Origin of the sequence: Neisseria animaloris (assembly GCF_900637855.1) — a bacterium.
In the GTDB taxonomy this organism is placed as follows: Bacteria; Pseudomonadota; Gammaproteobacteria; order Burkholderiales; family Neisseriaceae; genus Neisseria; species Neisseria animaloris.
Genome location: NZ_LR134440.1, coordinates 113136 through 136893, shown reverse-complemented (window position 1 = coordinate 136893; position 23758 = coordinate 113136). Strand labels below are relative to the sequence as shown.

The window sequence follows — 23758 nt, the reverse complement described above, 5'->3', positions numbered from 1 at the left end:
GTCTGAAAATATCATTACCGCTTCCAGCTCGGTGCAGTATCGGTTTTGATGCCGTATTTCTCGATGGCTTGTTGCACAATCGCTTTCTCAATCTTGCCTTGGTCGGCCAGTGCGCTCAGTGCGGCAACGGCAACATGGCGGCTATCCACCTCGAAGAAGTCGCGCAGGTTGGCGCGTGAATCACTGCGGCCGAAACCGTCGGTACCCAAAACGTGGTAATCGTTGGGGATGTGGGCGCGGATGCGGTCGGCAAAGCTGCGGATGTAATCGGTAGAAGCAATTACCGGGCCTTCATGTCCTTGCAGCTGCTGGGCAACAAACGGCAATTTGTTTTCTTCCATCGGGTGCAGGCGGTTGTAACGCTCAACTTCGATGGCATCGCGGTGCAGCAGGTTGAATGAAGGTACGGACCAAACATCGGCTTCTACGCCGAAATCAGCTTTCAGCATATCAGCAGCTTTGATGACTTCGTTCAGAATCACACCCGAACCCATCAACTGAACTTTCTTGTCGCTCTTCGCGCCTTCGCGGAACAAATACATACCCTTCAGAATTTCTTCTTCGATGCCTTTGCGTTGCGGCATGGCGGGGTGGGCATAGTTTTCGTTCATCACGGTCAAGTAGTAGAACACGTCTTCTTGTTCCACATACATGCGGCGCAAACCGTCTTGGATAATCACTGCCAATTCGTATTGGAAAGTCGGATCGTAAGACAAGCAGTTCGGAATCAAATCGGCTTGAATGTGGCTGTGGCCGTCTTCGTGCTGCAAACCTTCGCCGTTCAGCGTGGTGCGGCCTGCGGTACCGCCTACCAAGAAGCCGCGTGCGTGCATGTCGCCTGCCGCCCAAGCCAAATCGCCTACGCGTTGGAAGCCGAACATTGAGTAGTAAATGTAGAACGGAATCATAGCGTAACGGTTGTTGGCATAGCTGGTTGCAGCGGCAATCCAGTCGGCCATCGCGCCCGGCTCGTTAATACCTTCCTGCAGAATTTGACCATCAGTAGATTCTTTATAGAACATTAATTGGTCTTTATCTTGAGGAGTATATTGTTGGCCTTTAGGGTTCCAAATACCGTATTGGCGGAACATGCCTTCCATACCGAAAGTGCGGCTTTCATCAGGTACGATAGGCACAATACGTTTACCGATTTGCTTGTCTTTCAGCAAAGTGGAAAGAATACGCACGAACGCCATAGTGGTGGAGAACTCGCGGTCACCACTAGTTTGCAGTTGTGCATCAAATGCACTCAGTTCAGGCACGGATAATGCTTCGTTGTTGGGGTTGCGTTGGGGTAGGTAACCGCCCAAAGCATTGCGGCGTTCGCGCAGATATTTCATTTCTTCGCTGTCTTCGGGGAAGCGGTAGTAAGGCAAATCGCCGCTTTCTATTTGCTCGTCGCTTACCGGAATACCGAAACGGGTACGGAATTTTTTGAGTGATTCCACGTCCATTTTTTTGGCTTGGTGGGCGACGTTTTGACCTTCGCCGGCAGATCCCATGCCGTAACCTTTAATGGTTTTGGCCAAAATCACGGTCGGACGGCCACCGGCATTGTTTACCGCTTCGTAATACGCAGCATAAACTTTGTGCGGGTCATGACCACCGCGGTTCAGCGCCCAGATTTCGTCGTCCGACATGCTGGCCACCATGGCTTTCAGCTCAGGCGTATTGAAGAAATGCTCGCGCACATAGGCACCGTCTTTAGATTTATAAGTTTGGTAATCGCCGTCCAAACATTCGTTCATGCGTTGTTTCAAGGCATTATTGGTATCGGCAGCCAGCAGATTGTCCCAACGGCGGCCCCAAATTACTTTCAACACGTTCCAACCTGCGCCGCGGAAGTTACCTTCCAACTCTTGAATGATTTTGCCGTTTCCGCGCACTGGGCCGTCCAAGCGTTGCAAGTTACAGTTAATCACGAAAATCAGGTTGTCCAAACCTTCGCGGGCGGCCAGTGAAATTGCGCCTTGGCTTTCCGGTTCGTCCATTTCGCCGTCGCCACAGAACACCCATACTTTGCGGCCTTTGGTTTTGCTCAAGCCGCGTGATTCCAGATACTTCAGGAAACGGGCTTGGTAAATGGCCATCAACGGGCCCAAGCCCATAGATACAGTGGGGAACTGCCAGAAATCAGGCATCAAGTGGGGATGCGGGTAAGAAGACAGACCTTCGCCTTCCACTTCTTGGCGGAAATTGTCGAGTTGAGCTTCGGTCAGACGGCCTTCTACGAAAGCGCGGGCGTAAATACCCGGTGAAACGTGGCCTTGAATGAAGATCATATCGCCCTCTTCGCCGTCGCCTTTGGCTTTCCAGAAATGGTTGAAGCCGACATCATACAAAGTGGCGGAAGATTGGAAAGAAGCAATATGGCCGCCCAATTCCAAATCTTTTTTACCTGCACGCAATACCATAGCTGCGGCATTCCAACGGATAGCAGCACGGATACGGTGCTCCAAATCGTGATTGCCGGGTGATTTTTGTTCTTTACCAACGGGAATGGTATTCAAATAAGCCGTGGTAGCATCGAACGGCATGTGTACGCCGCGGCGGCGGGTATATTTAACCAATTGTTCCAGCAGGTAATGGGCACGTTCGGTACCTTCGCTTTCCAAAACCGAGCTTAAAGCATCCAGCCATTCCTGGGTTTCAATCGGATCAACATCTTGAATTTGAGCGGACATGATTATCCCTTCTGTTGAGTGTTATGAAATCAGCCTGATTTGCAGGCTTTCTCTTTTTCGTTTGCGAAACCGTTTGCGTAAATAAACAGTTTGCGCATCAAACAAAACGCTTGCGGCAACACGAAAACGCCCTGTCTGCTCCGCAATTATTGCGATAAAACCGTACGGTTTTGGACGGGACACAAGTATGCCGCAATATACATTGCTTAACTTGGAATGCTATCAGTAAACAGATGTTCTGGCAAATTGAAAACGACCGTTTTTAAACGGCGATTATTGGATTTCGAAACAACTTTATATAAATATCTTCGAAATAGAAAATATTATGCAAAAATATCAAAAATTATTTTCTATTCAGAAAATAAAAAATCAAAAAAGAAAATAGAATTTACTTAACCTGCGATTTACGTAACTATTTTTCACTTACATCAATAACGATAAAAATAAATTGCCGCCACACGGGATACAAATGCATAAAAAAACACATAAGCATAATCCATATAACTACAAAATTTAAAATATTGAACCCCTTACCTCTCAAAATACCAATGTGGCTTAAAGCACAGAAACCAAAAATCTCGATAAGATTTCGATATCGCAAAAAGGCCGTCTGAAAGCACTAATTTAGCTTTCAGACGGCCTTGCCTTATATAAAAATTATAAAAATCGGAATTTAGTCTTCGTGCGTGCGGTTGCGTTTGAGCAGAATCCTCACCGCTCCGTCGTTGCCTTTATGCGGTTCCACATAGGCCAGCACGTCGGGATGCGCCATCAGCCAACGCCTTACCAAAGTTTTCAGCACGGGTTCGTAGCCCGACGACCCGAGGCCGCTGCCGTGTATGATTTCACCGCACACGCCGCGTTTTTTGGTGAACTCGATAAACTCGCTCAACACTTCCTGTGCCTGCTCTTGCGTATAACCGTGCAAATCCACATCAGCCACTACCGGCCAATGACCGCTTTGCAGGCGGCGGATGTCATTTTTACCTTGTCCGTTTTTACTGAACGATGCGGGCGGCTCGTTGAAACCGCCGTCGCTGACATAAAAATAATCGCTGGCCTCCAAGCCTGCTTCGTCATTCTTGCGCGGCTTGATCGGCGCAGTATCCTGCGGCGGAGTATAACGATTGGTGTTCTTCAACGGTGTTACGCCACCCATTTCTTTGGCGAAATCTACTTCTTGAGCAGCCTGTTTGCGTTCCTCCGCTTCGGCTTCCGCACGTGCCTGCGCTTCTTTTTTAGCCTGTTTGCCCAAAGCCTTTAAAGTGGACTGGAAATCGTGGGTCATGTGTTGCTACCTTTTATATTTTCAGACGGCCTTCAATGCCGCCGTATGTCATCCAATGTTTCGCTGCCGAAATCCTCACCGGCAATCATCGCGGCGATGCGGGCGGCAGTATCGGCCGCGCTGCTCAAGCCGCCTTGTGTTTTTAAGTCTTGAAACTGCCGCAACATCGGGAAAACCCCTGCTTCGGCAGCACGGATTTCCGCCTGCATATCGGTATCCACCACGCCCGGAGCGATGCAGACGGTTTTTATATCGGCGTGTTGTTCGGCAGCAATACAGCGGGCATGATGGTCTAAGGCCGCTTTGGTTGCGCCGTAAACACTCCAACCCGCATAGGCGTTCCGTCCGGCTCCGCTGCCGATGTGCACGATCTTCAAAAAGCTGTGTGCGGGTTTTCTTGCTATCAAGTGATTGGAGAGCAACAGCGGTGCGGTAACGTTTAACGATACGGCGGCGGCGATTTCCACCGGGTTTTGCATACCTGCCACGGCATTCGGAGCAACTACGGCGGCATTATTGATTAAAATGATTTCATCCGCACCGTCGATAAAGTTATCCAACAGGCCGTCTGAAAGCAAGTGGATTATTGCTTTACTGTCGCCCAAATCAATAGCATGCTGCAACAGCTTTTCAGACGGCCTCAAATCGACCTGTCGCCGTGCCAAACCTAAAACAGCGCAACCTTTCTTCAAATAATGCTCTGCCAGTGCACGCCCCAAGCCGCCGCTGTGTCCGCTGATGATGATTTTGGTATTCATAAAACAATCCTATCTGTGCCGTCGACAATACCGCTTAACCAAGCTGGTTCATACCCGGCATTTTAATCAATTTTCAGACGGCCTGAAACATACGGGCATATCCAGCAAACTGATTTTGATGTATATTAAGCAACCCTTTATATGCCCGTTTCAGACGGCCTTTGAATATCATATATCTTTGTAATACAAAGGAATTACAATATGTTTAAACGCCCCGAAGAATTAATTGTCGCCATACTCGCCGCTCTGTGGGTAATATTGACTTATCTGATCGCCAATTATTTCGGCGCACCTTCTCAAACCAAATTACTGATTACCGCGCTTACGCTGATTTGGGCGGCGGTATGTTTCGTATTGTGGCAACGCAACCTCAGCCGCACCATCTGGCCTTTCTTCCTCGGCTTGCTCGCTGCCTGCTGGTGGCCGTATCTCGACTGGATTGCCGTGCGCAACATCGTGGTTTCCGGCACGGTAACGGACACGATTCTGATTGCCAAACCATGGTATGCCACATGGACGTTTAAATGTATTTTAGCCGTTATCCCCGTGATTCTCGGCTACGCTCTCAAATGGAAAATGAGCAGCGCACACAAAACCGTCGACTGATAAACAGCAGCACATTGCAAGAGGCCGTCTGAAAACTTTTCAGACGGCCTCTTCCCTTTACCTGCATCCTATTTATGCTTATAAAATCGGCTCTTGAAATACATATCTGCACCCTCGCGCAGCAATACCAGAGTTACGGCAGCCAACGGCAAACCCACCAGCATGCCGACAAATCCCATCAACTGCCCGAACGCCATCAATGAAAAAATCACCCAGAAAGGCGAAAGGCCGATACGGTCGCCGACGATTTTCGGCGTGATGAAAAAACTTTCCAAAAACTGCCCTACACCGAATACCGCCCACACCATCAGCAACCCTTGCCACGAGCCGAATTGCAGCAACGCCGCCAGCGTAGCCAACAGCAGGCCGGTAAACGCGCCCAGATACGGTACAAACACCAAAATTCCGGCAATCATACCGATGGCAAAACCTGAATCCAAACCGGTAAACATCAGCCCTATACCGTAAATCAAACCCATAATCAGCATTACCATCAACTGCCCGCGCAAAAACTCGCTCAACACCTTATCCATATTGCCGCTGACGCGCATATAGGTATCGATAAAACGACGGGGCATCAAAGCACGGATGCCGTGCGACCAGCGTTGCCAGTCGAGCAAAAAGTAATACAGCAGAAAGGGCAGCAACATCAAATTGGTAACACCCATCACCACATTGCCGCTTTGCCGCATCAAAGTCGGTGCCAGCTTCTGAAAAGTATTGTTCAATTGTCCGGTATGCGCCTGAAGCCACGCCACCATCGTTTGCGTGTCGATTTTAATATGCTCGCCCGCAATATCATTCAACCACGGCAGCAGTTTGTTTTGCACAAAATAAATCATTTGCGGCAACCGCATCACAATATTGTTGAACTGGTTAATCAGCATCGGTACGATAATCAACACCAAAGCCAACAGCACCAGCAGCGAGAAAATCATTACCAGCATCGAAGCCAGCCCGCGCTTCACACCCTTATGACGCAGCTTCTCCACCAGCGGGTTCAGAATATAAGCCAACACCGCCGCCACAATAAAAGGCGTGAGGATGTCGCCGAGCGCATACAGCAGCCATACCAGCAATGCCAACACCAAACCCATAATAATCCACGGTTTGGCTCCGCGTTTTTTCTTTTGATACATAAATTTCCTATTTTCAAACTTATCGGACGCCTCTTTCAGACGGCTACGAAGCATATCAGTTTCACGGCTGTTTTGCATCCGGCCGTTCTTGAGCGGAGGCCGTCTGAAATTATTCGCCTGCCGCAAACCATGATTCTGCAAATTCAGGTAAAATAGCGGCGATTTTTACCCTTACAGAAAGCCCGAAACATGAGCGATTCATTGAGCTACCGCGACGCAGGCGTAGACATCGACGCAGGCGACCAACTCGTTGAAAACATCAAACCTTTTGCCAAACGCACCATGCGCCCCGAAGTATTGGGCGGTTTGGGCGGCTTCGGCGCACTGGTGGAAATCGGCAAAAAATACCAAAATCCCGTGCTCGTTTCCGGCACCGACGGCGTAGGCACCAAACTGAAACTGGCTTTCGACTGGGACAAACACGACACCGTCGGCATCGACCTCGTGGCCATGAGCGTGAACGACATTCTGGTGCAAGGCGCAGAGCCGCTGTTTTTCCTCGACTACTTCGCCTGCGGCAAACTCGATGTTGCCCGCGCCACCGACGTGATTAAAGGTATCGCCCAAGGCTGTGAAGAATCCGGCTGCGCCCTCATCGGCGGCGAAACCGCCGAAATGCCCGGCATGTATCCCGAAGGCGAATACGACTTGGCCGGTTTCGCCGTGGGCGTAGTGGAAAAAGACCAAGTTATCAACGGCCGCAGCATCGTACCCGGCGACATCGTGCTGGGCTTGGCTTCCAACGGCGCACATTCCAACGGCTATTCGCTGGTACGCAAAATCATCGAACACGACCAACCCGATTTGGACGCACCGTTTGACGGCAGCAAAACCCTGCGCCAAGCCATCATCGCGCCTACCCGCCTGTATGTAAAACCGATTCTCGCCGCGCTGAAACAGTTCACCATCAAAGGCATGGCGCACATCACCGGCGGCGGCATCACCGAAAACATACCGCGCGTGCTGCCCGAAAACACCGTTGCCCAAATCGACGCCAAAGCATGGGAAATGCCCAAGCTGTTCCAATGGCTGCAACAAGCGGGCAACGTGGCACAACAGGAAATGTACCGCACCTTCAACTGCGGCATCGGCATGGTGGTCATCGTCGCCAAAGAAGATGCCGACGCAGTGCAGAAATTCTTGGCCGATCAAGGCGAAACCGTTTACCGCTTGGGCGAAATCCGAGCGCGCAACGGCGACGAACATCAAACCCAAGTGGCCTAACATCAGGCTCACTTCACTAAACGGAGGCCGTCTGAAAACAGATTTTCAGACGGCCTTGCCTTCAAATCAAAGCCATTAAACCCCATGAACATTATCGAAAAACAAGCCTTAAAATTTATCCTCAAACACACGCAGGAAACGCATCAGAAGGAAATGTCCGACTACGTACAAACCCATTGGGCACGCTACCGCGCAGGCGAAATCAATCTGCAAGAAGCCAAAACACTGGCCAAACAGGCCCGCCCGATGCTGAAGCCCGAAAGCGTGGCTGAGCTGACCGAGTTTGTGAAAACTTGGTCTAAACGTTTGAATTTCAAATAATCTCTATCTGATGCCGTCTGAAAGCGGGCTTTGCGAGCTTCGCTAAAGCAAGCCATGCAAGTTTCGCCCAACCCCGCATCAGCTGTTCAGACGGCCTCTCCCAACGCAATACGCACAATCCGTTGGTCTAAGTTCCGCTTGCCCCAGCGGGTGCGGTAAAGTAAACGGGCGATCCACGGATAGCGGTGGCCGCAGCAATCGCTTAAATAAGCCACATGCTCGACACGCAGGCCGGGCAGCCACTTCTCCATCTCGCCAGCATCAACCACCGACCATTTGAATTCGGGGCGTTCGCCGACTTGATTCATTTTCCCCAACGCATCATGGTGCTTCGCCTTGCCGACCGCAAACACCGGCACGATATCGAATACCGCAACCACGCCCGGCAGCTTGTGCGACAGTTTGGCAAAAAGTGCCTGCACTTCCGCCAAGTCGAAATACATCAGCACCCCTTCCAACACCAGCAAAACGGGCTTGCCGTGCGCCGCTACCGTGTCCATCCAGCTTTCATCAAACATCGACTCAGCCAGATAATGATTGCCGTCTTCCGGCAGCAGTTGTCGGCGCAGTTCAATCACTTCGGGTAAATCCAAATCATACCAAGCGGTAACGGCGGGTTTACCCAAACGCTCAAAACGCGCATCCAGCCCCGCGCCGAGCTGCACGACCACGGCATCGGGGTGTTTCGCCAAAAAGCCTTTGATTTCATTATCCATCAAAGCGGCACGCCCGCAGCAGCCGGGCTGCGACATCTTCGCTCCGGCAAACGCGCTGAAATCGTAGTCGATCTGCTTCATCATGCGCGCGGCCGCCTCGTCCCGCAGCAGCGCATCGGCGCGGTCGTTTTCTACCGCTTTGGCCCACAGTGTAATCAGCATGGTTTCTGACAATACGCTGATTTCGTTGGCGGAAATTTTTTTGTCCATTGCACTTCTCCATAAACAAAAATGATTATCATGTTAACACAAACCTGCGGATTAAACCGCGCACCTGTTTTTCAGACGGCCTGCTCAAGCTAAAAACCGCATTTGCCGGATAAAAACCTACCTATTCTTTTACATGCCCTTGCAATAGTGCTAGTATTCATATAACAATTTTTAAAAAACAAACTTTTACATCAACGTCTTACTCGTTCCCGCTCAACAACTGAGAGAGGTCGAGTATGTCTTCCGAAAAAGAAACCCCGCCCGTCAAGCGCCCCGCTTATTTTGTGTGGACTTCCATATTGGTAGGCTGCCTTGCTGTTATGGCCGTCGTAAACCCTGCTCTACTCACCAATTCCATCGCCGATATCAGCAAATTTTTCTACCTGAAATTCGACTGGATCGTGATGTGGCTGCCGCTTTTGGCTTTTACCGTGGGGATGGCGGTGGCTCTGTCTCCCCGTTTCGGCAAAATAAGGCTGGGCGGCAAAGATGCCCAACCGGAATATTCGTTCATGTCGTGGATGAATATGCTGTTTACCGCCGGCATCGGTGTCGGCATCGTATTTTTCGGCCCCATCGAAGCGTTATGGCACTACTACCATTCCCCCATCGGCATACAGGCCGCCAATCTGCCTGAATATCAGAAAGTGGAAAACGCCATGAGCCTCGCGCTGCACGTATGGGGCATTCCGGCATGGTCGCTTTACACCATCGGCGGTTTGGTGATGGCCTATTTTATGTACCAGCATAAAACTGAATGCACACCTGCCGCCCCTTTGCAATATGCGTTCAAAAATAAAAAATGGGCCAAACCGCTGGGCATTACCGTTACCGCCGTTGCCATCATTTCCATTGCCATGTCGGTTTCGTCTTCCATCGCCATGGCTTCTACGCAAATCTCGTCAGGGTTGCAAATCATTACCGGCATGGGCTTCGATACCCTCGGTTGGAAATTGATCGTACTCACCTCCATTGCCGCACTCTATACCGCAGGCGCTGTCTTACCGATTCACAAAGGGATGAAACTGCTGGGCGATGTCACCGTTTTCCTGTCGATATTGATGCTGGTGTTTGTTTTCATTACCGGCCCCACCCATTATTTTCTCAGCACCTTAGTGGTATCCATCGGTAACATCCTCACCCAAACCGTGCACCACTCTTTCGAGCTTTACCTTTTCCAAAACCGCGATTGGATGGTGTGGTATCCGATGGCTTACTGGGTTTGGTGGGTTACTTGGGCACCGTTTGTAGGCGTGTTCCTCGCTAAAATTTCCAAAGGCCGGACGCTGCGCGAGTTTATATTCGCCTCCATACTCGTGCCGGTGGGCTTTCTTGTGATTTGGTTCTCGGTATTCTCAGGCTTCAGCTTGCTGGATACGGTGGAAGGCACGGGGCGTTTGGCCGAAATCGCCAACAAAGGCGACTATGAAGGCACGTTTTACTACCTGCTCAATATGTTGCCGCTCTCAGGCTTCACTAAACCGCTTACCGTGGTACTGTTTCTCGGCTTCGTCGTAACCACCGTAACCAGCGCCGCCATTTCATTGGGCATCATGACCAGCAGCGACGGCCGCCGTGAAAACAAATTCCGTGCCGTGGTATGGAGCGTATTGATGACGCTCATCGGCTACGCAGTGATTTTTACCGGCAAAATGGAAGGGATTAAGGCTGTCGGCTCGTTCTCAGGCTTTCCGTTTGTATTCATTATGTATCTGTGGTTCGCCGCATTGTGGCGGCAGCTCAACCGCGACGTACCCCGCCCCGCAGAAACCGCACCGAAGGAGGAATAAACCATGCAAAAAGAGTTGCTTTATTGGAACCAAAGCATTCAGGAAAACATTCTCGAAACTTCAATGATGCTGCTGACTTTGCTGTTTCTGTTTTATGTGATCAAACTGGCTTTCTTCGAAAAAGACGATTGAATTGAAAACTACAACCAAAGAGGCCGTCTGAAAATGTTTTCAGACGGCCTTTTTTTTTTAAAATTTTTAATATTATTAATTACATATTATCAGGCAAAGGCTGTAAAAATTCACTTTTAATGTATAAGCATTTTTTATTAACATCTTCATTATTTTGAATGGTTTGCGGACAGAAAATTTTAATATTACCTAAATTCCATGCTATATAACCATAAAAAGCATTAGAATATTTATATCCATTTATATTTATACGAGGAGGCAAAGGTTGAAAAACTTTTTTCCACGTTTCCATATGATCAACTGATATTGAATTTTCAATATTTTCTTTACTTCTCAAAGCATTCCATTCCACAAAACGAGTATCGATTAAATACCAACGAGCTTGTCGATAATTTTCAATGTAGCCTAGTGACATTAACAAGCCACTTCTAACTTGAGAACCTGGGAGTAGCACCATAAATGCACCTAATAAAATAATAAACATGATAGGGAAACACCATAATATAGTATGGTTATTTCCCTTCCCTACTCCTAAAAATCCAAATGAAGGTAAAATATTAATCAAGTAGCACATGATGACTGTAATAAGAAAAGAAGATTTATCACTATCAAACCAAATTTCGCTTATTAAAAAAACAAATAAAATCAACAAAAGATTAGATAAAGCAAATACTACCCCAAAAGAAAAAAAATCTAAAACAAAATCCCAACTTCTATAAACTTTTATTTTTATATTTTTCATAAATTTATTTTTCATGAAAAACATAAGAAGAATACAAGTTAATGGAATGGCTAATATCCAAAATAATCTTATATTCTCATAATCTTCAAAATGTAAAACAAGTCCTCTTCCTAAAATGAATATCACAATCGAAAATAAGAATAAATTAAAATAATTATTTGATTTTATAAATAAAAAAGTAAAAAGCGGGAACAAAAAATAATATAGTGTAAGAAAAAATATAAATATTAGTTCATTTTTCTTAACAGCTGCCCATCCTATAAAATATATTCCAATAAAATCTTTTAATATCAAAAATATCAATATAATCAAATAAAATTTAATATTTTTTTTCTCATACTTATTAACAAGTTTAGCTAAATTATAGGGAGCGAAAAAAGGGAGTCCAAAAATATAAATAACTAAAAAAGAAAATAATATTAAAATTGAAAAAAATACTGAAGGAGTTGCTATTACCTCTGAAAACAAGCCAACGCTATTTAAAGTAAAAAGATGAGCATAAATTAGCGTAGCTCCTAAAAGTAATGCTATTGGAGAAACTGCTGCAATAATCTTTATCCAATGTTCCAACCAAATCCATATACTAAATTTTTCTTTTAAATCATGTTTTCTTATTGGCTTAAGAGTACTTCTCAATCTTTTTTTAGATACTAACAATTTCCGCATATAAATTTTCTCCCTTAAGATTATTTAAATTTTATCAACAATATTTAAAACTGCTTACTAAACTCCCAACCACCCGGCAATCACGTTCCAATAAAACAAACAGCCAATGGCACACACCGCCACCACAATCCCCGCCGCATTCACCGCACTGATTTTCTCTTTAAACGCCAACGCACCCACCAGCGTGCCCAGCACAATCACGCCGATATTCATGCCGGCAAATACCAACGTAGGGTTGCTGCTCATTTCCTGATGGGCACGCACATACGTAAAAATATTGGCGAAATTCAAACAACCCAAAACCAAGCCGCCGAGTATGCCTGCGGCCGTCCATTTGGTAGCTTTGGCAAACAGATAACCGAACATCAACACGGCAGCCAAGCCGAATGCCACCAGCAGGTTGCCTGCAAACGCCGTGCCGCTTTTGGCGACTTGTTTGAACAGAATATCAATCACCCCGTAACCCGCCCATACGCCGAGCAACAAAGCGGCGGTGGCAAAAAAGCCGCCCGATTTTTTACCGCCGTCCGATTTCCACAGCAAGCAAAATAGTGCGGTAAACGCCAACGCAATGCCGATAACGCGGCCTTGCGAAAGCCGTTCGCCGAAAATCAGAAACGAAGCGGCAATCGGCAAAAACAGCGACAGCCGCTGCGCCGCATCGGATTTCACAATGCCCGCATGCTGCACCGCCTTGCCCATAATCACAAACACGCCGGGCAGCAGCACACCGAGCGCGGCAAACAGCCACCATGTCGGCAGATAAGATTTCCATGAATAAAGATCGGGTTGCAGTAAAAACACGGTTAAGGCAATCGCCGCGATATAGTTCACCGCTACGGCTTGTTCGATATCGATTTTTTTGGAACGGGCGATTTTCAGCAATACGGATACGAATACGCTGAAGAAGATGCTGGAAAGGAGATAAATCATATTTTCACTAAAAATAATCTTTTCAGACGGCCTCTTGAATTCCAAGAGGCCGTCTGAAAAAAGTTGGGGGAAAATTCAAAAAACAGTCAAATGTTTACAGCCAACCGTCCGGCGACACAGGCTTGTTATCGTAGAGCTTGATAAATCCGGCGACCAAACGGTAAATAAACCAAACGCTGACCACAATCCACACCAATCCGCCGATAAGCAGGGCGAGCGTTACCCAGCCAACCAAAACCCCCAGCAAACTCCACCAGAAAGTTTTAATCAAATACTGCATGTGCTCGTAATAAATCGTTCCCAGCATTTCATCACGCTTCACATACGCCATAATCACGCCTACCAGCGCAGTAATCCCGTTGATCAGCGATAATGCATACAGAGCATACACAATGATGGTGTAGGTACGCAGATTATCAGGGGCGGGTTTATTGTGTTCGATAACCTCATGGTTCATAAATACTCCTCCTTTGCTCGATTTATCTTCTAAGTATCTGTGGCGACACTAACATCTTGAGGGTTCAATGTTTTCAGGGCTTGCGGCGATACGGCTACCAAAAAGCCCCGTTTGCCCCCGTTGATGTAAATCACATCCAAATCCCAAATCGTGCGCTCCACATATACAGGCAGCGCCGTTTTGATACCGAACGGGCTGGTGCCGCCCACCAAAAAGCCTGTCCATTTATTCGCCTGTTTCGGGTCGGCCGGTTCGATATGCTTCATACCCAACTCGCGGGCCAAATTGCGGGTGGAAATGTGTTTGTCGCCGTGCATCAGCACAATCATGCCTTTTTTCTGCTCGTTTTGCAGCACGATGGTTTTAACCACCTTATGCTCGGGCACACCCAAACACTGCGCCGAATGCGCCGTACCGCCATGTTCGACATAAGGATAAAGACACGGTTCAAAATCCACCTTGCGGTCGCGTAAAAAACGGATGGCCGGCGTAACGGGATAATCAGGTTTGCTCATAATTAAAAGAGGCCGTCTGAAAAAATTGGAGAAAGAAAATTGAAGAACAGGCAGCGTAAAGCCCGTACATTCTTAAAAACAAAGTGGCCCTATGTTACCATAATTGCTTTCATTTACCCGCTCATCACAAAGGAAACGACATGACTGTGCAATACTTCGGCCAAACGCCCCGCCTCTCCGAAGCCACCGTTGCCAACGGCTTTGTATTTCTCTCCGGCATGGTACCGGAACGCACCGACGTAAGCGTTGCCGACCAAACCCGCGACGTGCTGGCACAAATCGACAAATGGCTGGCCGAATGCGGTTCCGACAAAAAACACATTCTGGAAGCCACCATATTCCTGCCCGATTTAGCCAACTACGCCGCCATGAACGAAGCATGGGACGCATGGGTCGCCCCCGGGCACACACCCGCCCGCGCCTGCGTGGAAGCAAAGCTGGCCAATCCCGACTGGGCGGTAGAAATCAAAGTCTCCGCCGTGCAGATCAAAAAATAATGTCCGAAAGGCCGTATAAAACAAACGTTTCAGACGGCCTTGCATAATGCCGGATTGTAAAAATCAACAGAGAATCAAATCATTAAAATAAAATCACACAAACACTACGAAAAAACTTAGTTATAATAAACTTAATCTGAACAACCCGTTTTCAGACGGACTCCAACCATTCAAGGAACCCCGATGCTGCTGGCACTTTCATTGCGCGACTTTGTGATTGTCGAAAAGCTCAACCTCAACTTCCAAAGCGGTTTTACCGTGCTCACCGGCGAAACCGGTGCCGGTAAATCCATCACGCTTGATGCCATCGGCCTCTTGCTGGGCGACAAAGCCGATTACGGCCAAATCCGCACCGGAGCCAAAGAAGCCCAACTCTCCGCCCTGTTCGATATAAGCGCCCTGCCCGATTTGCAAAACCAACTGCGCGAACAAGGCCTGCTCGAAGAAGGCTCGGAAGAACTCAGCATCCGCCGTATCATCGATGCCAAAGGCAAAAGCCGCAGCTTCATCAACAATCAGGCCGCCACGCTCGCACAACTGAAAGCCGTCGGCGAGCAACTCATCGACATCCACGGCCAAAACGCCCACCACTCGCTCAACCAAGAAATCGCCCAACGCAACCTGCTCGATGCCTTCGCAGGCAGCCTACCGCAAGCCGAGGCGGTAAAACAGCATTATCAACGCTGGAACAATGCCCGCAAAGCCCTGAACGAAGCTCAAAACCAAGTCGAAAATATCGCCATCGAACGCGAAAGGCTGGAATGGCAATTCAACGAACTCAACCGCCTCGAACCCAAATCGGGCGAATGGGAAAATCTCAGCCAAACCCACGGCAGCCTCGCCCATGCCGCCGATCTGTTACAGGCCGCCGAACAAACCGGCGAATACATAGACGGCGACAACGGCATGCAGCGGCAACTTTACCGGTGCCGAAAGCTGCTGGAAAACCTACAAAATATCGAGCCGCGCTTTGCCGAAAGCCTCAACATGCTCGCCAGCATCGAAGCGGAACTCAGCGAAATCAGCACCAACATGCGCGATGTTGCCAACCGCGTGGAAATCGATCCCGAGGAGCTGGCCGAACAAGAACGGCGCATGGGCGAACTGATGGGAATGGCACGCAAATACCGCGTCGAGCCGGAAGAGCTGCCCGCCAAACTGCGAGAATTAAACGAACAACTGCAAACTCTGCATGACGCAGCCGACATCACCGCGCTGGAAGCCGCCGTTGCCCAAAGCGAAGCCGAATACATGGAAGCTGCACAAAAACTTTCCGAACAGCGCCGCCAAGCGGCTGCCAAGCTCGGCCGCGAAACCACCGAACACATGCAGCATCTGGCCATGAAAGGCGCACAATTCCATATCGAGCTGCTGCCGTCCGCACCTGCGGCACACGGTTTGGAACACGTGCAATATCAGGTTTCTGCCAACAAAGGCAGCCTGCTGCGGCCGCTCAACAAAGTTGCTTCCGGCGGCGAACTGGCACGCATCAGCCTTTCCATCCAAGTCGTTACCAGCCAATATACCCACGTGCCGACTTTGATTTTCGACGAAGTGGATACCGGCATCGGCGGCAGTGTAGCCGAAACCGTAGGCCGTGCCTTGCACTCGTTGGGCAAACAGCACCAAGTGCTCGCCGTTACCCACCTGCCTCAAGTCGCCGCCTGCGGCGAAAACCACTGGCAGGTACGCAAACACAGCGAAGGCGAGCAAACCGTCAGTGAAATCAATGTATTGGACGATACTCTCCGCATCGAAGAAATTGCCCGCATGCTTGGCGGAGAAACCATTACCGACACCACGCGCAACCACGCAGCCGAGCTATTGGAAATGGCGGCAAGCAAATAAACCTACCGCCCGCCGTTATCATGCTGAAATATGTAACTTAAACGACCTCAAAAAGTTGAAGGCCGTCTGAAAACTTTTCAGACGGCCTTTCCGAAAAACTCTTTGCCCAACGGCTTACAGCACACCTAAAGCAGCATCATAATTCGGCTCTTGGGCGATTTCACTTACCAATTCGCTGTGCAGTACTTGATTGTTTTCATCCAAAACCACCACTGCACGTGTAGTCAACCCTTTCAGCACGCTGCTTTCAATTGCCACACCGTAGTCTTTTGCAAAACTGCTGCGGAAAGTAGAAAGCGCTACAACATTCTCAATTCCTTCTGCACCGCAAAAACGGCCTTGGGCAAACGGCAAATCGGCCGAAATACACAATACCACTGCATTATTCAGAGCGGCCGCTTTTTCATTGAACGTACGCACCGATTGAGCGCACACGCCGGTATCCACACTGGGGAAGATATTCAGGATTTTACGTTTACCAGCAAAATCAGCCAATGTTTTTTCAGACAAATCACCAGCAGTCAATTGGAAATCAGGCGCTTTTTGGCCTTTTTGCGGGAATACGCCGCCCACTTCAACAGAATTGCCTTGCAGGGTTACTTGAGACATGTTTATCCTTTCATTTCGTCGGTTAAGCAATCAAACGACCGTTTTGTGTTATTTTCGGCCGTTTGAGTTTTCATTATTTCGGAAATTTACATGGAGGCAGGGCGGCAGGATAAATCGAAACCTGTGTTTGGGTCAGTGCAAATAATGTTTCCAACTGCCGCTGGGTTTGATTTTGCGCATGTCCTAAAATATCCGCTTTACAGGCACTCGCCAATACTTGTTTTTTCGCCTGCTCCTGTACAACTTTCAACACGCTTTTATCAATCGGATGCAGGCCGAACGAGCCGGTTTTGATATCGTAAATTTCCAGATTTTCGAGATTTACACTCAGAATTTCCACCGGCGGCAAACTGATAATTACTTTGTTATTGACCACATTTACATTTTCGGCCTTCAGTTTGTTTAAATCCAATCCCGCCAGCACCTTGCCTTGCGCTACAAACAAACCGGTTTGCGAATCCTGCCAAAGCGCATACCAGTTGCCTTTCTTTTCGGTTTTAATAATGGTATCGATATGGAAAGCCGTACTCTCCAAACGATTCAAATGTTGAATCTGTGTCAGCACACTTTCACTCGTCAACACCTTGTGGGTGTCGTTCTTTGGCTTATTACTGCTGAAAAACCATGCGGCGGCAATAGCGATAATCAATAAAATCAACACCGGAGCAATACGTAGAAAGGTTTTCATAGTAAGCGTGCTTCGTTTTATTTAAACAATTGCAATATAGTATTTTCAAATAAAAGTTTCAATATCAAGACCACCTGAAAATATCAAGAAATCTTTATAAACCTTCTTCCACAACGTATCTTTACATTACACATCACTTGGTGGATTTCCTATCTACATGATATGTCTGAATTACCTGTATTGTTACGCCATAAATTGCATCCTTATCTAAAGATTTTGCAAAGATCTAATAAATGGTTTTCATACTGTCTTTACCTAAATTACCAAATAGTAATAAATAAAAAATAATACTTAAATTTGCTTTTTAGTAAAACCGGACATATAATCCACTGTAACCCGCACAGGCAAGGAATTCTTATGGATACCGTAGAACTGCGCCGCCACAATCTGCGTCAATGGATAATACGGCTTTACGGCGGACAGCAGGCACAATTCGTCGCTGCTACCGCCATCAATCAAGGTGAATTGTCCGCCCTTTTGAAAAACAAATCATTCGGAGAAAAAAAAGCCCGAAAAATTGAGCAAACCGCCGGGATGCCCGCCATGTGGCTGGACACCGACCACGGCGACACTCCCTCCGAAAATACCACGCACACATCTGAAACGAGTAAAAAAATGAGCAACATTTCTCCTATTTCCGAAATTCTCGCCGACATCAAAGCCGGTAAAATGGTGATCATCACCGATGCCGAAGACCGCGAAAATGAAGGCGACCTCTTAATGGCCGCCCAATTCGTTACGCCCGAGGCGATTAATTTTATGATTAAACACGCCCGCGGCTTGGTATGCCTGCCGATGGATGAAACCATGGTTGAAAAACTCGGACTGCCGATGATGACCCAGAAAAACGGTGCCCAATACGGCACCAATTTTACCGTATCCATTGAGGCGGCCCACGGCATTTCCACCGGCATTTCCGCAGCCGACCGCGCCCTTACCATCCAAACCGCCGTTTCCCCCAATGCCAAACCCGAAGATATCGTGCAGCCCGGCCACATCTTCCCGTTGCGTGCCCAAAAAGGCGGCGTACTCGTGCGTGCGGGTCATACCGAAGCAGGCGTGGATTTGGCACAAATGTGCGGTCTGATTCCCGCCGCCGTCATCTGTGAAATCATCAACGACGACGGTACCATGGCACGCATGCCCGAATTGCTGAAGTTTGCAGAAGAACACAACCTCAAAATCGGTACCATTACCGATTTGATCGAATACCGCAGCCGCACCGAAAGCCTGCTTGAAGAAATGGGCGATATGCCCGTGCAAACGCCGTGGGGCGACTTCCAGCAGCATGTTTATGTAGACAAACTTTCCGGCGAAACCCATCTGGCACTGGTTAAAGGTACGCCCGAAGCAGGCAAAGAAACCCTCGTGCGCGTGCACGAGCCTTTCAGTGTAATGGATTTTCTGCAAACCAACCCCCGCCACTCATGGTCGCTGCCCGCCTCGCTCGAACGCATTCAGCAAGCCGAAAGCGGTGTAATTATTCTGTTGCACCGCACCGAAACCGGCGCAACCCTACTCGACCGTACCCTGCCCAAAGGCATGAGTCAAGCACGCAAATGGGACAGCAAAACCTATGGCATCGGTGCACAAATCCTCGCCAACCTCAACGTAAAAAAAATGCGTGTGATGGGCAAACCTTCATCGTTCACCGGCTTAACCGGCTTTGGTTTGGAAGTGGTCGGGTTTGAAGAAGCGGACGGTAACTCGGATATTTAAACGCTCGAAACCCGCAACCCGACCGCCAACGGTTTTTCAGACGGCCTGTTAAGATACAAGGCCGTCTGAAAACATCATCAAAAGATAAAGCCATGCACATGCAATCTGCCAAACAATACGCCGCTCCGACCTTGGTAGTCGGCTGTGTCATCTTCGGATTAGGCAGCCTGATTGTTAAATTCGTGCCGGTCGGCGCGTATGCGATTGCATTTTGGCGGCTGGCAGTTGCGGCAGTTATTTTTTGGCTGCTCACCCGTTTTTTCGGACAAGCGTTCCCCAAACGGAAACGCACTATCTGCTTCGCACTGCTTTCCGGCGCATTTCTCGGCTTCGACCTTGCTTTGTGGCACGAAAGTATCCACGCCGTCGGCCCCGGTATTTCCACTCTGCTCAACAGTTTGCAGATTTTCTTTCTTTCCGCCATCGGCTTTTTCTTTTTCGGCGAACGTTTGGGCAGGCTGCAAATATTCAGCCTGCTTCTGGCCGTTACCGGTGTTGCCCTGATAGGCAGCCCCGAGCTCGGTCGCAACAGTCATGCCGTTTGGGGATTGGTAAGCGGTATCGTGTCGGGCGCAATGTTGGCATTATCAATGGTATTTATCCGCAAAACCCATCAGGAAGAAAAAGCGGCACTGTTTCCGATGATGTTCCTGCTCAGTATCGGCGGCATGGCGGCTGTTTTTCTGCCCGCGTTGGTGTGGGATGCCGACAAGTTCTACCCCGAAACCCTGCGCGACATCGGCCTGATTCTGATATACGGCGCAGTAATGCAATGCTTTGCATGGGGGCTGATTGCTTATGCGATTCCGCTGCTTTCCCTTTCCCTCACCGGCCTGTTGCTGCTCAGCGAACCGGTGGCCGCTTTGATTATCGACTACTTCTGGCTGCATAAACCGATTAACGCATTGCAATGGAGCGGTACGGCATTAACTTTGCTGGCAATCTATCTAGGTTCGCTGAAACCCAAAACCCGCGCTGTCTGAAGCCGTGCGAAAGCCTGCCGAATCGTGTAAAATCCGCGTCTAATTAATATCAATCAGGCCGTCTGAAAACATGAATAAATTCGCCAATGCCCTTTCCACTGCGCTCGGCCGCTGCATCGCCTCCAAAACCATTACCGAAAACGGCGAACCGGTCGGCTTCATGTACCGTGAATCGGCAGTATTCGACAACGACAGCGGCTGGCGTTTTTTCAGCGGCAACGAAACCGACGAATACACGCAAGACCCCGATAATTTTACCGTGTGCAACCTCAACGACATTACCCGCCACCATCCCGTTACCGGTGATTTTATCGGGCAGACGGAAGGCACGGCATGGGAAGCAGACGGCAAAGGTAGTTTTCGCGCAGTTGAAGACTGGCAGCCGGAAGACTGATTTTTACCGCCCTATCGAACACGCAGGCCGTCTGAAACCATTTTTCAGACGGCCTCAAACGCCCCTTTTCAAAACCTTGTACCGAGAGTGACATTATGAATATCATCGAACCCAACCTCAACGGCACCCACCTTCGCATCGGCATTGTTCAGGCGCGCTTCAGCAACGAAATCGGCAGCGCCATGCTGAAAGTCTGCATCGGCAAACTGAAAGAGCTGGGCGTAGATGCCGACAACATTACCGTTGCCACCGTACCGGGTGCGCTGGAAGTGCCGATTGTGCTGCAAAATCTGGCTTCTTCCGACAAATTCGATGCATTAATCGCCATCGGTGCCATTATCCGCGGCGAAACCTACCATTTCGAGCTGGTGGCAAACGAATCCGGTGCGGGTGTTTCGCGCGTTGCCATGAGCTACAACATTCCTATCGCCAACGCCATCTTGACTACCGAAAACGATGAGCAGGCACACGCCCGCATCGAAGAAAAAGCTGCCGATGCCGCTGTGGTTGCCGTAGAGTGCGGCAACTTGGTCAACCTGCTGCTGTCGGAACAGTTTGAAGAAGAAGATGACGACGAATAAAACGGTTTCAGACGGCCTCAAACGCTTAAAGAGGCCGTCTGAACACCCAACCTTAAAAGGAATATCCATGAAAACACCCCGCCGCCGTGCCCGTGAGTTTACCGTGCAGGCACTGTATCAAGCCGCCATCACGCAGGCCTCGGAGCATGAAGTTTCCAAAAACATCCGCGAGAGCAGCGAATTTAAGAAAGCCGACGGAGAGCTGTTTACCAAACTGTTTTTCGGCGCATATGCCAACACACGCGAATACATGCGCATCATCCGCCCGTTGCTCGACCGTGATGAAAACGACCTCAGCCCCATCGAACGCTCCGTGCTGCTGATGGCCTGCCATGAGCTGGCCGCCATGCCTGAAACACCGTATCCGGTAATCATCAATGAAGCCATCGAAGTAACCAAAACTTTCGGCGGCACCGACGGGCATAAATTTGTGAACGGCATTCTCGACAAACTCGCCGCGCAACTGCGCCCAAACGATCCGAAACGCAACTGAAACTTCCAATGTGATAAAAGGCCGTCTGAAAACTTTTCAGACGGCCTTTGTTTATGGTTTGCGGCAATCAATACTGCACGGTCCAGTCCACGCTTTCACCGCCGCGCATCGGCACCAGCACTTCGTTTTCTCCGAACGGCACTTTCGGCGCAACCAACTGGGTTTGCTTCACCAGCGTGATTTTGCGCGGATTTTCCGGCAGGCCGTAGAAACGTGCGCCGTTTTGCGAGGCAAACGCTTCCAACTTATCCAATGCCCCCGCATTTTCAAACACTTCGGCATATAGCTCAATGGCAGTCGCCGCGCTGAACATGCCCGCACAACCACAGGCGGTTTCTTTGGCGGAACGGGCGTGCGGCGCGCTGTCGGTGCCTAAAAAGAATTTATGTGATTTCTCGCCGGTAATCGCCTCCACCAGAGCTTTGCGGTGGCTCTCGCGTTTCAGCACCGGCAAGCAATAATGATGCGGGCGCACGCCGCCTACCAGCAAATCGTTGCGGTTCATCAGCAAATGCTGCGGAGTAACGCTGGCGGCTACGTTGTCGCCCGCTTCCATTACCAAACGAGCGGCATCAGCAGTGGTGATGTGTTCAAATACCACTTTCAAATCAGGTACTTTTGCCAATACGGGCTTCATCACGCGCTCGATAAACACGGCTTCACGGTCAAAAATGTCGATTTCGGGATCGGTTACTTCGCCGTGCACCAAAAATAATACGCCTTGTTTGGCCATTTCTTCGAGCACGGGAATCAGCTTGAACAAATCGGTTACGCCTGAATCGGAATTAGTGGTTGCTCCTGCAGGATACAATTTGAACGCCACAATGCCCGCTGCTTTGGCTTCGCGCACCAATTCCGGTGTCGACTTGTCGGTGAGATAGAGTGTCATCAGCGGTTCGAACATGCTGCCTGCGGGCAAAGCCGCCATAATCCGTTCTTTATAAGCCTGCGCGTCGGCCACGCTGACCACCGGCGGTTTCAAGTTCGGCATAATCACAGCGCGCCCCATCTGGCGGGCGGTGAACGGCAGTACAGCTTTCAGGGCTTCGCCGTCGCGCAAATGCAAGTGCATATCGTCGGGCTGGGTAATGGTCAGGGTTTGCATGGTTTTCCTTTATTTCAACATCATTTACCGGAGGCCGTCTGAAAAACGGCCTGCATGGCATAATCTTTTTCAGACGGCCTGAACGGGCTAATTTTCCGCCGGTTGCCGTGCAAAAAACAGCGCGGCTTGCACAGGCACATAGTCCGACGGAGAAGTGTTGGCGGTTAACAAAGCACGTTTTCCGTCTTCAAACTGCCAAGCATACGTTAAGCGGCGGAACGGGAAAATCGAAGTGGCGGTTTCATCGCTGTGAAAGCGGGCTTTTACTTTCGCACCGGCTTGTTCCGCCACAGCCGCGAGCTGCTTGCGCACAGCGGTTTCGTCTACAACAACGGTTTTCACGCTGCAACCTTCGGCATTCGTATTCAAGTAAAACACCGTGCCGTTGCGTTCTGTCTGCCACACGGTTTGTACGTTCTGCTCCATCATGCCGTGCGGCAGTCTTTTCACGGCTTCGGCATTCAATCGGGTAAATTGCTGCCGCTCCGCCCATTCCACCACCTGCGTCGCATCACCGCGCCATGCCGCACAACCTTGCGCGAACAACTGCACAATTTCGGCGGCCGCCGCTTCTTTTTGCGCCTGCGGCATGTTGCCGCCGCACGCCGTTAAAGCAAACGCAACGGAAAGGCTGACGACAATCGGATGCATATTCAGACG

At 49.3% G+C, this 23758-nt stretch carries 25 protein-coding genes; 12 read left to right on the top strand and 13 right to left on the bottom strand.

Annotation, left to right across the window (positions count from 1 at the left end):
- Positions 1-14: 14 nt before the first annotated feature.
- The 3 genes from aceE to EL216_RS00650 all read right to left on the bottom strand — a co-directional run bounded on the left by aceE (position 15) and on the right by EL216_RS00650 (position 4730).
- Positions 15-2684 (bottom strand): pyruvate dehydrogenase (acetyl-transferring), homodimeric type, encoded by a 2670-nt coding sequence (aceE, locus tag EL216_RS00660; protein WP_085389613.1) that lies wholly within the window; start codon positions 2682-2684, stop codon positions 15-17.
- Between the two features lie 673 nt (positions 2685-3357).
- Complete coding sequence (locus tag EL216_RS00655; protein WP_085389612.1) at positions 3358-3972, bottom strand: Smr/MutS family protein; 615 nt, start codon at positions 3970-3972, stop codon at positions 3358-3360.
- A 32-nt stretch (positions 3973-4004) separates the two neighbouring features.
- Positions 4005-4730 (bottom strand): SDR family NAD(P)-dependent oxidoreductase, encoded by a 726-nt coding sequence (locus EL216_RS00650; protein ID WP_085389611.1) that lies wholly within the window; start codon positions 4728-4730, stop codon positions 4005-4007.
- A 201-nt stretch (positions 4731-4931) separates the two neighbouring features.
- Between EL216_RS00650 and EL216_RS00645 the strand changes: the two genes are divergently transcribed.
- Positions 4932-5336, top strand: a complete 405-nt coding sequence (locus EL216_RS00645; protein WP_085389610.1) for a hypothetical protein — start codon at positions 4932-4934, stop codon at positions 5334-5336.
- Positions 5337-5404: 68 nt separating this feature from the next.
- Here EL216_RS00645 and EL216_RS00640 read toward each other — a convergent pair whose 3' ends face one another.
- Positions 5405-6475 (bottom strand): AI-2E family transporter, encoded by a 1071-nt coding sequence (locus tag EL216_RS00640; RefSeq protein WP_085389909.1) that lies wholly within the window; start codon positions 6473-6475, stop codon positions 5405-5407.
- Between the two features lie 189 nt (positions 6476-6664).
- Here EL216_RS00640 and purM point away from each other — a divergent pair, with 189 nt between their 5' ends.
- Together purM and EL216_RS00630 are read left to right on the top strand one after the other, a co-directional pair.
- Positions 6665-7699: a phosphoribosylformylglycinamidine cyclo-ligase gene (purM, locus tag EL216_RS00635; RefSeq protein WP_085389609.1), complete on the top strand. Its 1035-nt coding sequence runs from the start codon at positions 6665-6667 to the stop codon at positions 7697-7699.
- A gap of 84 nt (positions 7700-7783) precedes the next feature.
- Positions 7784-8020 carry a hypothetical protein gene (locus tag EL216_RS00630; RefSeq protein WP_085389608.1) on the top strand — a complete coding sequence of 79 codons (237 nt, stop codon included), beginning with the start codon at positions 7784-7786 and terminating at the stop codon, positions 8018-8020.
- Positions 8021-8106: 86 nt separating this feature from the next.
- Here the strand turns inward: EL216_RS00630 and EL216_RS00625 are convergent, their stop codons facing one another.
- On the bottom strand, positions 8107-8946 hold the full coding sequence (locus EL216_RS00625) for a class I SAM-dependent methyltransferase (RefSeq protein ID WP_085389607.1): 840 nt from the start codon (positions 8944-8946) through the stop codon (positions 8107-8109).
- Between the two features lie 236 nt (positions 8947-9182).
- Between EL216_RS00625 and EL216_RS00620 the strand changes: the two genes are divergently transcribed.
- Together EL216_RS00620 and EL216_RS11390 are read left to right on the top strand one after the other, a co-directional pair.
- A complete protein-coding gene (locus tag EL216_RS00620; RefSeq protein WP_085389606.1) occupies positions 9183-10736 on the top strand; it encodes a BCCT family transporter in 1554 nt (517 codons plus the stop codon).
- A 3-nt stretch (positions 10737-10739) separates the two neighbouring features.
- On the top strand, positions 10740-10868 hold the full coding sequence (locus tag EL216_RS11390; protein WP_267894247.1) for a hypothetical protein: 129 nt from the start codon (positions 10740-10742) through the stop codon (positions 10866-10868).
- 79 nt (positions 10869-10947) lie between these two features.
- On the opposite strand, the gene EL216_RS11225 is transcribed toward EL216_RS11390, so the two are convergent.
- The 4 genes from EL216_RS11225 to EL216_RS00600 all read right to left on the bottom strand — a co-directional run bounded on the left by EL216_RS11225 (position 10948) and on the right by EL216_RS00600 (position 14181).
- A complete protein-coding gene (locus EL216_RS11225; RefSeq protein ID WP_232005252.1) occupies positions 10948-12276 on the bottom strand; it encodes a hypothetical protein in 1329 nt (442 codons plus the stop codon).
- 57 nt (positions 12277-12333) lie between these two features.
- Complete coding sequence (locus tag EL216_RS00610) at positions 12334-13209, bottom strand: DMT family transporter (protein WP_085390919.1); 876 nt, start codon at positions 13207-13209, stop codon at positions 12334-12336.
- A 94-nt stretch (positions 13210-13303) separates the two neighbouring features.
- Positions 13304-13666, bottom strand: a complete 363-nt coding sequence (locus EL216_RS00605) for a DUF4870 family protein (RefSeq protein WP_085390918.1) — start codon at positions 13664-13666, stop codon at positions 13304-13306.
- A 29-nt stretch (positions 13667-13695) separates the two neighbouring features.
- Positions 13696-14181, bottom strand: a complete 486-nt coding sequence (locus EL216_RS00600; RefSeq protein WP_085390917.1) for an aminoacyl-tRNA deacylase — start codon at positions 14179-14181, stop codon at positions 13696-13698.
- A 140-nt stretch (positions 14182-14321) separates the two neighbouring features.
- Between EL216_RS00600 and EL216_RS00595 the strand changes: the two genes are divergently transcribed.
- Positions 14322-14678 (top strand): RidA family protein, encoded by a 357-nt coding sequence (locus EL216_RS00595; protein WP_085390916.1) that lies wholly within the window; start codon positions 14322-14324, stop codon positions 14676-14678.
- A 183-nt stretch (positions 14679-14861) separates the two neighbouring features.
- On the top strand, positions 14862-16526 hold the full coding sequence (recN, locus tag EL216_RS00590) for a DNA repair protein RecN (RefSeq protein WP_085390915.1): 1665 nt from the start codon (positions 14862-14864) through the stop codon (positions 16524-16526).
- Between the two features lie 114 nt (positions 16527-16640).
- On the opposite strand, the gene tpx is transcribed toward recN, so the two are convergent.
- On the bottom strand, positions 16641-17135 hold the full coding sequence (tpx, locus tag EL216_RS00585) for a thiol peroxidase (protein WP_085390914.1): 495 nt from the start codon (positions 17133-17135) through the stop codon (positions 16641-16643).
- 73 nt (positions 17136-17208) lie between these two features.
- Positions 17209-17823: a DUF4230 domain-containing protein gene (locus tag EL216_RS00580; RefSeq protein WP_085390913.1), complete on the bottom strand. Its 615-nt coding sequence runs from the start codon at positions 17821-17823 to the stop codon at positions 17209-17211.
- Positions 17824-18180: 357 nt separating this feature from the next.
- Between EL216_RS00580 and ribBA the strand changes: the two genes are divergently transcribed.
- From ribBA to nusB, 5 genes are all read left to right on the top strand, one after another.
- On the top strand, positions 18181-19542 hold the full coding sequence (gene ribBA / locus EL216_RS00570) for a bifunctional 3,4-dihydroxy-2-butanone-4-phosphate synthase/GTP cyclohydrolase II (protein WP_085390912.1): 1362 nt from the start codon (positions 18181-18183) through the stop codon (positions 19540-19542).
- Between the two features lie 98 nt (positions 19543-19640).
- Positions 19641-20525, top strand: a complete 885-nt coding sequence (locus EL216_RS00565; RefSeq protein WP_408633988.1) for a DMT family transporter — start codon at positions 19641-19643, stop codon at positions 20523-20525.
- 70 nt (positions 20526-20595) lie between these two features.
- On the top strand, positions 20596-20919 hold the full coding sequence (locus EL216_RS00560; RefSeq protein ID WP_085390910.1) for a DUF2185 domain-containing protein: 324 nt from the start codon (positions 20596-20598) through the stop codon (positions 20917-20919).
- A gap of 95 nt (positions 20920-21014) precedes the next feature.
- Positions 21015-21500: a 6,7-dimethyl-8-ribityllumazine synthase gene (gene ribH, locus EL216_RS00555; RefSeq protein ID WP_085390909.1), complete on the top strand. Its 486-nt coding sequence runs from the start codon at positions 21015-21017 to the stop codon at positions 21498-21500.
- 67 nt (positions 21501-21567) lie between these two features.
- On the top strand, positions 21568-21993 hold the full coding sequence (nusB, locus tag EL216_RS00550) for a transcription antitermination factor NusB (protein WP_085390908.1): 426 nt from the start codon (positions 21568-21570) through the stop codon (positions 21991-21993).
- 67 nt (positions 21994-22060) lie between these two features.
- Here nusB and pyrC read toward each other — a convergent pair whose 3' ends face one another.
- Entirely contained in the window at positions 22061-23098 is a 1038-nt protein-coding gene (pyrC, locus tag EL216_RS00545; protein WP_085390907.1) for a dihydroorotase, read from the bottom strand.
- An 87-nt stretch (positions 23099-23185) separates the two neighbouring features.
- Positions 23186-23749 carry an NMCC_0638 family (lipo)protein gene (locus EL216_RS00540; RefSeq protein ID WP_085390906.1) on the bottom strand — a complete coding sequence of 188 codons (564 nt, stop codon included), beginning with the start codon at positions 23747-23749 and terminating at the stop codon, positions 23186-23188.
- Positions 23750-23758 lie beyond the last annotated feature (9 nt).